The sequence below is a fragment of the Sanguibacter sp. HDW7 genome, from assembly GCF_011300875.1.
Lineage (GTDB): Bacteria > Actinomycetota > Actinomycetes > Actinomycetales > Cellulomonadaceae > Flavimobilis.
The window spans coordinates 717225-729343 of sequence record NZ_CP049862.1 but is presented as its reverse complement, the minus strand read 5'-3'; the positions used below and the strand labels follow the sequence as shown (position 1 = coordinate 729343).

Sequence of the window (12119 nt, the reverse complement as noted above, 5' to 3'; positions counted from 1 at the left end):
GGGAAAGCGTCAATCCGTCGGGAATGGAGGGTGGTTCAGACGTGCGTGACCGTGAGCGCCATCGACGAGTCGACGGGGATGTCGAGGCTCGACGGCGCGACGTCCGCACGCACGAGCGCCGAGCCGAGCGCCGCGATCATCGCGCCGTTGTCCGTGCAGTAGCGGATCGGCGGGATGCGCAGCGTGATGCCGGCCTCGGCGCACCGCTCCGCCGCCATGTCGCGCAGCTGGGAGTTCGCGGAGAATCCTCCGCCGACGACGAGCGTGTCGACCCCGTGCAGCTCGCACGCGCGGATCGTCTTCGCCGTGAGGACGTCGGCCACGGCGGCCGCGAACGATGCCGCGACGTCGTGGAGCGGGATCTCCTCGCCCGCGTCGCGCCGGGCCTCGACCCAGCGCGCGACGGCGGTCTTGAGGCCTGAGAACGAGAAGTCGTACGCGTGGTCCGCCTGGTCCTTCGGCAGCGTGAGCGCACGCGGGAAGCGGATCGCGGTCGGGTCGCCCTCGCGCGCGAGACGGTCGATGTGCGGGCCGCCCGGGTAGGGCAGGCCGAGCAGGCGGCCGACCTTGTCGAAGGCCTCCCCCGCGGCGTCGTCGAGCGTCGAGCCGAGCTCGGTGACCTTCGTCGCGATGTCGTCGACGAGCAGCAGCGAGGAGTGACCGCCCGAGACGACGAGCGCCATGGCCCGCTCGGGGAACGCGCCGTGGACGAGCTCGTCGACGGCCGCGTGCCCGATGACGTGGTTGACGCCGTAGAGAGGCTTGCCGAGCGCGACCGAGAGCGCCTTCGCGGCCGAGGCGCCGATCGTCAGCGGGCCCTGGAGCCCGGGCCCTGCGGTCACCGCGACCGCGTCGACGTCCGCGAGGTCGACGTCCGCCTGCTCGAGCGCCCGGCGGATCGTCGGGACCATGGCCTCGAGGTGCGCCCGCGACGCGATCTCCGGGATGATCCCGCCGAAGCGCGCGTGCTCGTCCATCGACGACGCGACGGCGTCGAACAGCAGCTCGCGGCCCCTCACGAGGGCCACCCCCGTCTCGTCGCAGGACGTCTCGATGCCAAGGACGAGGGGTTCGCTCATGCCTTCCAGGATACGGCGCGCACGGACGTGACCTGCCTCACGGCCGGGGAGATCCGGGAAGATCCCAAGACCTCCGGCGCGTTCACCCCTCCATGACCACCATGCTCGACTCCGACGCCACGACCCTGTCGATCGACGACGCGACCGCGGACCTCCTGTTCCGCGAGGCCCGCACCGTCAAGCGATTCACCGACGAGGAGGTCACGGACGAGCACATCGCCGCGGCCTACGACCTCATGCGGTGGGGACCGTCCGCGATGAACATCTCGCCGCTGCGCTACCTCGTCGTCCGTGGTTCGGAGGCGAAGGACCGCCTGAACGCGTACACGATGGAGGGCAACCACGCGGGCATCCAGGCGGCCCCCGTGACCCTCGTCCTCGCAGCGGACGTGGACTTCCACGTGCACATGGACAGGCTCACCCCTCACGCCCCGGGCGTCGGCGCGCACTTCGCGTCCCAGCCTGAGCTCAGCGAGTCCATGGGCCGCATGAACGCCGCCCTCCAGGCCGGCTACTTCATCACCGCCCTGCGCGCCGCGGGCCTCCAGGTCGGCCCCATGGGCATCGCCGACAGCGCGGCTCTCGACGCCGACCTCCTCGCGGGCACGGCGTGGAAGTCGCTGTTCCTCGTCAACGTCGGCCACGCCGTCGCGGACGCCGAGGGTGCGACGCGCCCGCGCGCCGCGCGCCTCGAGGCACACGAGGTCTCGCGCGTCCTCTGACGCCTGCGCACGACCCGCCGCACGCTCGACGGCCCGGCACCCCACGCGGGGTGCCGGGCCGTCGTCGTTCGTGAGAATCCGTGGTGGAGCGTCAGTCGCCCGTCGCGACCTCGCGCGCCGGGTCGCTCGACCACTGCGACCAGGATCCCGGGAAGAGGGTCGCGGACACCCCGACGCTCGCGAGCGCCGCCACCTGGTGCGCAGCCGTGACGCCCGAGCCGCAGTAGACGACGACGGGCAGGTTGGGGCGCGGGTCGCCCGGCTGCCACGCGGCGACGTCGACGCCGAGGCCCTCGAAGCGCGCCCGCAGCGCCGCCTCGCCGAGGAAGCGGCCGTCGGCCCCGAGGTTCTCCGCGGTCGGCGCGCTCACCGCGCCCGGCACGTGGCCCGCCCGCGGGTCGACGGGCTCGACCTCGCCACGGAAGCGCTCGCCCGCGCGCGCGTCGAGCACGACACCCGCGCCGCGGTCCACCGCGAGGGCCCCCGTGCCCTCGGCGTCCGTCACGGACATCTGCCCGCCTCGCAGGACGATCGTGCCGCGTTCGGCGCGGCGGTCGCCCGTCTCGAGCCCGCCGCCCGTCGCGGTCCACGCCGGCAGGCCACCGTCGAGGATCCGCACGTCCGCGACACCGGCCCAGCGCAGCAGCCACCAGGCGCGCGCGGCGCTCGTGCCGCCCGCGTCGTCGTACACGACGACGGTCGAGCCCGCGGAGATCCCCCACCGCCGGGCCGACGCCTCGAGGTCCTCGAGCGCGGGCAGCGGGTGGCGTCCCTCGGCTGCCGACGGCGCCGCGGCGAGCTCGGTGTCGAGGTCGACGTACACCGCCCCCGGAACGTGGCCCGCGACGTACCGCTCGTGCCCGTCAGCCCGCCCGAGCGCCCACCGTACGTCGAGCAGCACGACCGGCCGCGCAGAGTCGATGAGGCCGCGCAGGGCCGCAGGGCCGACAAAAACCTCGTCACGCACGGACATGTGGACCTCCGTCAGGAACCGGCCGCCCCGTCGCGGAGCGGAAGCTGCATCGTGTAGGCGTCGACGTCCTCGGGCTGGTAGTACCGCTTGCGCAGCCCGATCGTCGTGAAGCCTCGCGAGGAGTACATCGCGATCGCCCGCTCGTTGTCGACGGCGACCTCGAGGAGCAGGGAGATCGCGTCGATCTCGCGTGCGCGCTCGATGAGCGCGTCGAGCATCGCTCCGCCGAGGCCGTGGCCCGCGACGCGCGGGTCGACGCCGATCGTCATGAGGTGGCAGCTGTCGCCGTCGAACCACAGCCCCGCGTAGCCGACGAGCGGCGCGGGCACGCCCTGGCCGTCGGGCTGGGCCGCGACGTACCAGCGGCCGCGGCCGCGCAGCTCCTCGGTGAGCATGCCCATCGTCCAGGCGCTCGGGCCGAAGAGCTCGACCTCGAGCGCCGCGACGCGCGTGATGTCGGCCCACGCGAGGGGCCGCAGGTGGTAACCCTCGGCGATGGGGCTGTCCGCGGCGATCTCGGGTCGCACGCGCGCAGCCGACACCGCGGCGTCGTGCTCCGCGTACGCGGCCTCGACGACCTCACGCTGCGCGTTGAGGTCGATCGTCATCTCGAGATCGTCCGGGGGCGTCACGTCGCTCATCCGGTCGCCCGCTTGCTCGCGCCCGGCACCTGGGCGTCGGGACGGCGCAGGTAGAGGGGCGCAGGGTCGAGGTCGTCGCCCCGCGCAGCAGCAGCCGCCGCGAGACGCACGAGGACGGCAGGCTCGGGCTGGGAGACGGCGTCCGCGTGGAGCGCGGCCGCACCGGCCGCAAGCACGTCGCCGTAGAGGGCGACCCCGGGGCCGACGACGACCGCGCCCGCGGTCGTGCCGTCCTCGACGAGCATGGCGGGCGTCGCGACGCCCGGGCCGGCCGTGCGCACGAGCGCCGCGGCGTCGACACCGACCGTGTAGCGACCCCAGTAGACCTCGCGCCGCTTGGCGTCCGTCGTCACGAGGACCGACGTGCCGGGCTCGAGCCCGAGCACCGCGGCGGCCTGGACCGCGAGCGCGTCGAGCGAGCACACGCCGTGCACGGGGGCGTCGATCGCGAGCGCGAACGTCTGTGCGGAGACGAGCCCGACGCGCAGGCCCGTGAAGGGAGCGGGCCCCGTGCCGACGACGACCTCGGCGACGTCCCGGGGCGAGGCCCCGGACTCGGCGAGGACCTCGGCGAGCAGCGGCGCGAGCCGCTCCGCCTGGAGGCGCGCGGCGTCGGAGGCACGCTCGGCGAGGACCGTCCCGTCGGCGCGCGTGAGCGCGACCGCGACGGCGACCGACGTGTCGATGCTGAGGACGAGCTGCGAGGGCATGGTGCTCAGCCTACGTGGGGTCGTGGGACGACGACGTCCGACCACCGGTCCCCGACCGCCCGGACGCTCACGTGGCGCACACCCGCGGACGCGTCCTCGTCCTCGTCGAAGTCGCCGCGCGGCCGCGCGAGCGTCACCTCGAGACGGTCGTCGGCGAGTCCCTCGACGAGTCCTTCGCCCCACTCGACGATCGTCACGGAGTCCTCGAGGGACGTGTCGAGGTCGAGCGCGTCGACGTCGTCGAGCGACCCGAGCCGGTACGCGTCGACGTGGACGAGCGCGGGCCCGTCGTGCAGCGGCGGGTGGACGCGCGCGATGACGAACGTCGGGGACGCGACCTGCCCGCGGACGTCGAGGCCTGCACCGATGCCCTGGGTGAGGGTCGTCTTGCCAGCGCCGAGGTCGCCCGTGAGGACGACGAGGTCGCCCGCGCGCAGGAGGCCCGCGAGCGCGGTGCCCCAGGCCCGCGTCGCGGCGGCGTCGGGCAGGTCGAAGGTCGTCGTGGTCGGAGCGGTCACGCGGGGGTCTCCTCGGCGTGGAGGTGGACGCGCGGCACGCGCGCGCCCAGGCGGGTGGTGATCTCGTAGCTGATGGTGCCGCACGCGTCGGCCCAGTCCTGGGCCGTCGGGACGCCCGTGGCGCCATCGCCGAAGAGCGTCACGGTGTCGCCCGCACGCTCGGTGGCGTCCGGCCCGAGGTCGACCATGAGCTGGTCCATGCAGACGCGGCCCGTGACGTGCAGCGTGCGCGCGGCGGGGCCCGCCCCGACGCGGAGCGGTGCGCCGGGGACGTCCTGCGTGCCCGACGCGTGGCGCGGGATGCCGTCGGCGTAGCCGAGCGGCACGTCGCCGAGCAGGGTCGGCTGCGTCGTCCGGTAGGCGTGGCCGTAGGACACACCCTGCCCGGCCGGGACCGCCTTGACGGTCGCGAGACGGGCCTCGAGCGTCATCGCGGGCCGCAGACCGTAGGCCTCGGGACCGCCGAGCTGCGGCACGGGCGAGAGCCCGTAGACGGCGAGCCCCGGGCGCACGAGCTCGTGGTGGACGCGCGGCGTCGTGAGGGTCGCGGCGGAGTTCGCGAGGTGGCGCACCTCGAGGTGCGCGCCCGCACGCTCGGCGAGGTCGACGGCGCGGTCGAAGACGTCGGCCTGCCCACGCACGGTCGGGTGCTCGGGCTCGTCGGCGAACGCGAGGTGGGACCACACACCGACGAGCTCGAGGAGCCCGTCGGCCTGGAGCGCGACGAGCCGCGCGAGGACCTCGGGCAGGTGCTCGGGCAGGATGCCCGAGCGGCCCAGACCCGTGTCCACCTTGAGGTGCACGCGCGCTCGGCGGCCCGTGGCACGGGCCGCGGCAGCGACCTCCTCGACGGCCCACGGCGCGTGGACGGAGACGTCGACGTCGGCCGCGACGAGCTCGGCGAGCGGGGCACCGGGGGCGTAGAGCCACGTGAAGGTGCGCGCCGTGATCCCGGCAGCGCGCAGCGCGAGGGCCTCGGAGGGCTGGGCGACGCCGAGCCACGTCGCACCGGCCGCGAGCGCGGCGTGCGCGACGGGAAGGAGGCCGTGCCCATAGGCGTCGGCCTTGACGACAGCCATGACGGCAGCGCCCGGGGCGGCGTCGCGGAGCACTCGGACGTTGCTGCGGACCGCGTCGAGGTCGACGACGGCCCGCGCGGGGTACCAGGGCTCGTTCACCCTGTCATTCTCCCACTACGCGCGGGCCGCGAGGAGCCGGGCGATCGTCCGCGGGAGCTGCGCGACCACGGCCGACGCGCTCACGGGACCGCCCGGGTTGGCGTCGTGGGCCGCGCGTCCGTGGACGAGCGCGGCGAGCGCCGCGAGCCGGGCGACGAGCGCGGGGTCCCGCACCGCGTCGGCGGCGCGCGCAGCGAGGAGCGTGCCGAGGAGCCCCGCGAGGACGTCGCCCGCCCCTGCGGTCGCGAGCCAGGCGGGGGCCTCGGCCTGCGCGAGCACGCCGCCGCGACCGACGACGACCGTCGTCGCCCCCTTGAGCAGCACGGTCGCGCCCGTGAGCCGCGCGGCCTCCGCGGCGTGCTCGGCGGGTGCGGCCTCGACCGCGGAGCGCGAGACGCTGCGGCCGCGGGACGTGAGGAGGCGGGCGAGCTCGCCCGCGTGGGGCGTGAGGACGACCCACGGCGCGCAGCGCGTCGGCAGGAGGGCGAGCGCCCCCGCGTCGACGACGACGGGCACGACGCCGCCGTCCACGGCGCCCGCGCCCGAGCCCCACACGCCCGTCGCGGCGAAGTGCCCCTCCGAGCCTGCGCCGGCGCGGCCGAGGGCTGCGCGCACGAGCCGCTCGGTGTCCTCGTCGTCGGGCTCGAGCCCCGGGCCGACGACCCACGCCTGCGCGCGGCCGTCGCCCGGAACGACCTCAGGGTGCGCCGCGAGGACGAGGTCCTCGGCACGTCGTGGACCGACGTAGCGCACCATGCCCGCGCCCGACGCGACGGCGGCGCCGGCGCACAGCACACCCGCCCCCGGGAAGGGGCGCGACCCTGCGACGACCGCGACGACGCCGCGCGCGTACTTGTCGTCGGTCGCGTGCGGCACGGGCCACAGCTCGCGCACGTCCGCGTCCTCGACGCGCCGGACGACCTGCTCCCCCGGCTCGGGCACGTCGACGCCGAGGTCGAGGACCTCGACGACGGGGGCGAGCCGGGAGGCCGGCGGCAGGAGGAGTCCCGCGACGGGGCCGCCGCACGCGAGGACGAGGTCGGCCGCGAGGACGGGCCCGGGGACGACGCCGTCGTCGACGCCGATCCCGCTCGGCACGTCGACGGCGACGACGTACGGCGACGCCGCCACGTCACGCCCCCGGTTGATCTCGCGGACGACGCGCGCCGCCGAGCCGCGCAGGGCGCCGCTCGCACCGATGCCGCACAGCGCGTCGACAACGACGTGGGCGGCGAGCGCCTCGCGCGCGACGGCGACCTGCGCGGCCCGCGGCACGTCCGGGTCCGCGGCGCGGCGGTCCTTGCCGGGGCTCGCGACGAGCCGCACGCCCGCGTCGCGCGCGGCCGCGAGCCCTGCGGCGTGCGCCCGCTCGGCGAGGAGAGCCGCCGTGACGCGCGCACCGCGCCGCGCGAGGAGCGCGGCCGCGTGCAGGCCGTCGCCGCCGTTGTTGCCCGGGCCGACGAGCACGAGGACGCGCGCCCCCGCGACCGCCCCGGCGCGCGTCCGCAGGACGTCCGCGACCCGCAGCGACACGAGGTGCGCCGCCCGTTCCATGAGAGGCACCCCCGCAGCGAGCAGCGGCCCCTCGGCCGCACGGATCCTGTCGCTCGTCACTGCCTCGATCATGCGTCCATCCTCACCCACAGCGGCGCGGTGCGCGCGGGAGGACCAGCCCCGCAGCCCGGTTACGGTGTGCGTATGGAACTCGGACTCTTCATCCCCCAGGGCTGGCGCCAGGACCTCACGGGCATCGCGCCGGCCGATCACTGGCAGGTCATGTCGGGCCTCGCCCGCCGCGCCGACGAGGGCGACACGTTCGCCTCGATCTGGGTGTACGACCACGTGCACACCGTTCCGGAGCCCGTCGCGGAGGCGACGCACGAGGCATGGACGCTCATGTCCGCGTTCGCCGCCTCGACGTCGCGCGTGCGCCTCGGCCAGATGTGCACGTGCATGGGCTACCGCAACCCCGCCTACCTCGCGAAGGTCGCGGCGACGGCCGACGTCATCTCGGGCGGGCGCGTCGACATGGGGATCGGTGCCGGCTGGTACGAGCACGAGTGGCGCGCGTACGGCTACGGCTTCCCGCGTGCCGGGGAGCGCCTCACGATGCTCGACGAGGGCGTCGAGATCATGAAGCAGATGTGGGAGACGGGCTCGGCGACGTTCGCGGGCGAGCACTACACGGTCGACGGCGCGATGTGCTACCCGCAGCCCCTCGCGGGCCGCCTGCCCACGTGGATCGCGGGCGGCGGCGAGAAGCGCACGCTGCGCACCGCGGCACGCTACGCCGACTACACGAACTTCGCAGGCGACCCCGAGGTCTTCGCGCACAAGAGCACGGTGCTCGAGGCCCACTGCCGCGACCTCGGCCGCGACTACGGGGAGATCACGCGGTCGGCCAACTTCAACCTCGTCCTCGGCGAGACCGAGGCGGAGGTCACCGAGACGGTCGAGCGCTACGGCGAGCACCTGCGACGCACCGTGTCGGCCGAGGCCGCCGAGCGCGAGGTCGCCAGCCTCCTCGGCGCGCCGGGGGTCGGCACGCCCGAGCAGGTCGTCGAGAACCTGCGCGGCATGGGCGCGCTCGGCATGGGGTACGCGATCTTCTACGTGCCGCTCGTCTCGTACGAGACGCGCTCGCTCGACCTCTTCGAGCAGCTCGTCGCGCCCGAGCTGCGCTGACACGCACGCCCCGCGCACGACGGCCGCGGTCCCTGTCGGGACCGCGGCCGTCGCGCGTCAGACGGTCACTCGACCGTGACGGACTTCGCGAGGTTGCGGGGCTGGTCGACGTCGAGGCCCTTCGCCGTCGCGAGCTCGCACGCGAAGATCTGCAGCGGCACGACGGCGAGCAGGGGCGACAGGAGCGACGGCGAGGCCGGGATACGGAAGATCTCGTCGGCGAACGGCACGACGTCCTCGTCGCCGTCCTCCGCGACGACGAGCGTGCGCGCACCGCGCGCCCGCACCTCCTGGATGTTCGAGACGACCTTCGAGTGCAGCGAGTCCCGTCCCTTCGGGGAGGGGACGACGACGATGACGGGCTGCCCCTCGTCGATGAGCGCGATCGGGCCGTGCTTGAGCTCACCTGCCGCGAAGCCCTCGGCGTGGATGTACGCGAGCTCCTTGAGCTTGAGCGCTCCCTCCATCGCGACGGGGAAGCCGACGTGGCGACCGAGGAAGAGCACGCTCTTCTCCTCGGACATCGAGCGCGCGACGTCGCGCACCGACTCCGCGCGGTCGAGGATGATCTGGATCTTCGACGGCATCTCGCGCAGCTCGGCGAGCGTCTGGCGGATCTCGTCGGGGAACTTGTTGCCGCGCAGCTGGGCGAGGTAGAGGCCGAGCACGTAGGCGGCGGTGATCTGCGAGAGGAACGCCTTCGTCGACGCGACCGCGATCTCGGGACCGGCGTGCGTGTAGAGGACGGCGTCGGACTCGCGGGGGATCGTCGAGCCGTGCGTGTTGACGATCGCGACGACCTTGGCACCCTGCTCGCGTGCGTGACGCACGGCCATGAGCGTGTCCATCGTCTCGCCCGACTGCGAGACGGCGACGACGAGCGTGCGCGGCGTGACGATCGGGTCGCGGTAGCGGAACTCGTGCGCGAGCTCGACCTCGACGGGGATGCGGCACCAGTGCTCGATCGCGTACTTCGCGACGTGCCCGGCGTAGGCCGCGGTACCGCACGCGATGACGATGATCTTGTCGACCGAGCGCAGGAGCGCCTCGTCGATGCGCAGGTCGTCGAGCTGCAGGCGACCGCGCTCGTCGAGCCGGCCGAGGAGGGTGTCCGCGACGGCCTTGGGCTGGTCGTGGATCTCCTTGTCCATGAACGAGCCGAAGCCGCCCTTCTCGGCGGCGGACGCGTCCCAGTCGACCGTGTAGCGGCGGGCCTCGGCGGGGTTGCCGTCGAAGTCGGTCACGGTGACGGCGTCGGGCGTGATCGTCACGACCTGGTCCTGGCCGAGCTCGAGCGCCTCGCGCGTGAACGCGATGAACGCGGCGACGTCGGAGCCGAGGAAGTTCTCTCCCTCGCCGAGCCCGACGACGAGCGGGGAGTCGTGCCGGGCGCCGACGACGACGTCGGGGTGGTCGGCGTGGACCGCGAGGAGCGTGAACGTGCCCTCGAGGCGGCGGGCGACGGCGCTCAGCGCGGCCGTGAGGTCGCCCGTCGCCGCATACTCGCGGGCGAGGAGGTGCGCGGCGACCTCGGTGTCCGTCTCCGAGGCGAACTCGACGCCGGCGGCGAGGAGCTCAGCCTTGAGCGGCACGAAGTTCTCGACGATGCCGTTGTGGATGAGCGCGAGGCGGCCGCCGTCGGCGATGTGCGGGTGCGCGTTGACGTCGGTCGGCGCTCCGTGCGTCGCCCAGCGGGTGTGCCCGATGCCTGCGGTCGCGGCGGGGAGCGGGTGGAGCTCGAGGGCCGCGCGCAGGTTCGCCAGCTTGCCTGCTCGCTTCGCGGAGGCGACCCTCGGTGTGTCCGGGACCGCGAGCGCGACGCCCGCGGAGTCGTATCCGCGGTACTCGAGGCGGCCGAGACCCTCGAGGAGAACCTCGAGGGTGCGGCCCGAGGGCTGCTGGGACGAGACGTGTCCGACGATTCCACACATGGGTGCGATCTTAGGGGCAGCGCTCCCACGATGCCCGCGCGTTTCGCCCCCGGCCTCGTGGGGTGGACAATCGCACGGTGACCCCGACGCCTCCGGTCCCCCGCTCCCCGTACGTGGAGATGGACCGCACCGCCTGGAGCAGGCTCGCTGCCTCGACGCCGCTGCCGCTCACCGCGACCGACCTCGACGGCCTGCGCGGCCTCGGTGACCCGATCGAGCTGCCCGAGGTCGAGGCGATCTACCACCCCCTGTCCCGCCTGCTCAACCTCTACGTCACCGCGACGCGCGGCCTGCACTCCGCGACGTCGACCTTCCTCCACGAGGACGCTCCGGTCACGCCGTACGTCATCGGCGTCGCCGGGTCGGTCGCGGTCGGCAAGTCGACGACGTCTCGCGTCCTGCGCCACCTGCTCGCCCGCTGGCCCGAGACCCCCAACGTCCAGCTCGTGACGACCGACGGGTTCCTCCTGCCGAACGCAGAGCTCGAACGGCGAGGCCTCATGGAGCGCAAGGGCTTCCCCGAGTCCTTCGACCGGCGCGCGCTCGTGCGCTTCCTCACGAAGGTCAAGGCCGGCCACGCCGAGGTGCGCGCGCCGGTGTACTCCCACCTCACGTACGACATCGTCCCGGACGAGCACGTCGTCGTGCGGCGTCCTGACGTCCTCATCGTCGAGGGTCTCAACGTCCTGCAGCCTGCGCGCTCGGCCGTCGACTCCGCGTCGAGCCTCGCCGTGAGCGACTTCTTCGACTTCTCGATCTACGTCGACGCCCGCACCGCGGACGTCAAGCAGTGGTATGTCGACCGCTTCCTGTCGCTGCGCGCGACCGCGTTCGCCCGCCCCGAGTCGTACTTCCGCCGCTACGCGGACCTCACGGACGACGAGGCGATCTCGAAGGCCGAGTCGATCTGGGACACGATCAACGCCCCCAACCTCGTCGAGAACATCCTGCCGACGCGCTCACGCGCGACGCTCGTCCTCACGAAGGGTGCGCACCACTCGATCCAACGGGTGCGGCTTCGGAAGCTGTGACGGTGGCGGGCTCCTCGGCCCGCGCAGCCCGGCGCCGCGCGACCCACGCCATGATCCGGTCGATCGCGACGCCCGTGACGACACCGCCGACGACGCCGACCGCCATCGCGAGCAGCGTCGAGTGGCCGAGCCACGTCGCGGCCGCGAGGCCGATGAGCACCGAGTAGACCGCCCACATGACGGCGGCCACCGCCGTCACCGCGACGAAGCGCTCCCGCTTGTACCCGACGGCGCCCGCGGTCATGTTGACCGCGACCCTGCCGATCGGCACGTATCGCGCGCCGAGGATGAACGACGCGCCGCGGTGCGCGATCGCCCGTTCGGCCCGCTCGATCGTTCTCCGACCACGGTCGGACCGCAGCCACGGGATGCGATCGGTCCCGATCCATCGGCCGAGGGAGAACGCGATCTGGTCGCCGCACCACGCGCCGGCCATCGCGACGACGAGGACGAGCCAGATGTTCGGAGCACCGGTGGTGTGCGCCGTGACGGCGAGCGTGATGACGATCGACTCGCTCGGCACGGGCGGGAAGAAGCCGTCGATCGTGCAGAGCGCGAAGAGCGCGACGAAGACCCACCACGACGACGTGAGCGCGAGGATCCACGCCTCGACGTCGCGGGCGATCTGCGAGACGAGCTCGATCATGGCGT

General features: G+C 74.0%; 12 protein-coding genes. 3 read left to right on the top strand and 9 right to left on the bottom strand.

Features of this window, described 5'->3' with window-relative positions:
- Positions 1-35 precede the first annotated feature (35 nt).
- On the bottom strand, positions 36-1079 hold the full coding sequence (gene tsaD, locus G7063_RS03400) for a tRNA (adenosine(37)-N6)-threonylcarbamoyltransferase complex transferase subunit TsaD (protein ID WP_166413136.1): 1044 nt from the start codon (positions 1077-1079) through the stop codon (positions 36-38).
- A 92-nt stretch (positions 1080-1171) separates the two neighbouring features.
- On the opposite strand from tsaD, the gene G7063_RS03395 reads away from it, so the two are divergent.
- Positions 1172-1801 (top strand): malonic semialdehyde reductase, encoded by a 630-nt coding sequence (locus G7063_RS03395; protein ID WP_166413135.1) that lies wholly within the window; start codon positions 1172-1174, stop codon positions 1799-1801.
- Positions 1802-1892: 91 nt separating this feature from the next.
- On the opposite strand, the gene G7063_RS03390 is transcribed toward G7063_RS03395, so the two are convergent.
- From G7063_RS03390 to G7063_RS03365, 6 genes are read right to left on the bottom strand one after another with little or no spacing between them, the layout of a single operon-like run.
- The gene (locus G7063_RS03390) at positions 1893-2774 is read right to left on the bottom strand and encodes a sulfurtransferase (RefSeq protein ID WP_166413134.1); all 882 of its coding nucleotides are present in this window, start codon (positions 2772-2774) and stop codon (positions 1893-1895) included.
- Between the two features lie 11 nt (positions 2775-2785).
- Entirely contained in the window at positions 2786-3382 is a 597-nt protein-coding gene (rimI, locus tag G7063_RS03385; RefSeq protein WP_166413133.1) for a ribosomal protein S18-alanine N-acetyltransferase, read from the bottom strand.
- A gap of 29 nt (positions 3383-3411) precedes the next feature.
- Entirely contained in the window at positions 3412-4125 is a 714-nt protein-coding gene (tsaB, locus tag G7063_RS03380; RefSeq protein WP_166413132.1) for a tRNA (adenosine(37)-N6)-threonylcarbamoyltransferase complex dimerization subunit type 1 TsaB, read from the bottom strand.
- 5 nt (positions 4126-4130) lie between these two features.
- On the bottom strand, positions 4131-4643 hold the full coding sequence (gene tsaE, locus G7063_RS03375; protein ID WP_166413131.1) for a tRNA (adenosine(37)-N6)-threonylcarbamoyltransferase complex ATPase subunit type 1 TsaE: 513 nt from the start codon (positions 4641-4643) through the stop codon (positions 4131-4133).
- Entirely contained in the window at positions 4640-5821 is a 1182-nt protein-coding gene (gene alr / locus G7063_RS03370; protein ID WP_166413130.1) for an alanine racemase, read from the bottom strand. Before alr ends, tsaE begins: the two co-directional genes overlap by 4 nt.
- 15 nt (positions 5822-5836) lie before the next feature.
- A complete protein-coding gene (locus G7063_RS03365) occupies positions 5837-7447 on the bottom strand; it encodes an NAD(P)H-hydrate dehydratase (RefSeq protein WP_166413129.1) in 1611 nt (536 codons plus the stop codon).
- Between the two features lie 72 nt (positions 7448-7519).
- On the opposite strand from G7063_RS03365, the gene G7063_RS03360 reads away from it, so the two are divergent.
- A complete protein-coding gene (locus G7063_RS03360) occupies positions 7520-8506 on the top strand; it encodes an LLM class F420-dependent oxidoreductase (protein ID WP_166413128.1) in 987 nt (328 codons plus the stop codon).
- A gap of 65 nt (positions 8507-8571) precedes the next feature.
- Here the strand turns inward: G7063_RS03360 and glmS are convergent, their stop codons facing one another.
- Positions 8572-10437, bottom strand: a complete 1866-nt coding sequence (gene glmS, locus G7063_RS03355; protein ID WP_166413127.1) for a glutamine--fructose-6-phosphate transaminase (isomerizing) — start codon at positions 10435-10437, stop codon at positions 8572-8574.
- Between the two features lie 119 nt (positions 10438-10556).
- On the opposite strand from glmS, the gene coaA reads away from it, so the two are divergent.
- Positions 10557-11468 carry a type I pantothenate kinase gene (gene coaA / locus G7063_RS03350; protein ID WP_166415174.1) on the top strand — a complete coding sequence of 304 codons (912 nt, stop codon included), beginning with the start codon at positions 10557-10559 and terminating at the stop codon, positions 11466-11468.
- On the opposite strand, the gene G7063_RS03345 is transcribed toward coaA, so the two are convergent.
- Positions 11416-12114 carry a DedA family protein gene (locus G7063_RS03345; RefSeq protein ID WP_166413126.1) on the bottom strand — a complete coding sequence of 233 codons (699 nt, stop codon included), beginning with the start codon at positions 12112-12114 and terminating at the stop codon, positions 11416-11418. The genes coaA and G7063_RS03345 overlap by 53 nt on opposite strands.
- Positions 12115-12119: the final 5 nt, after the last annotated feature.